Raw genomic sequence first — 228 nt, forward strand, 5'->3', positions numbered from 1 at the left:
TGTGGCGGTTCTCACTTTATGGCACGCAAGCTGGAAGAGTTAGGGCATTTTCCAAAGCTGATATCACCGCAATTTGTCCGCCCATTCGTTAAAAGCAACAAAAATGACTTCGTTGATGCTGAAGCTATCTGTGAAGCAGCATCACGTCCATCTATGCGTTTCGTGCAGCCCAGAACCGAATCTCAGCAGGCAATGCGAGCTCTGCATCGTGTCCGTGAATCCCTGGTT

1 protein-coding gene is annotated in these 228 nt (G+C 49.1%); it reads left to right on the plus strand.

What is annotated here, in order from left to right; all coding sequences use genetic code 11:
- Positions 1-228: IS110 family transposase (locus tag GV764_RS19220; protein ID WP_139593146.1), on the plus strand; the 228-nt coding region annotated here is incomplete at both ends.

This window comes from Atlantibacter hermannii, from assembly GCF_009907385.1.
In the GTDB taxonomy this organism is placed as follows: Bacteria; Pseudomonadota; Gammaproteobacteria; order Enterobacterales; family Enterobacteriaceae; genus Atlantibacter; species Atlantibacter hermannii_A.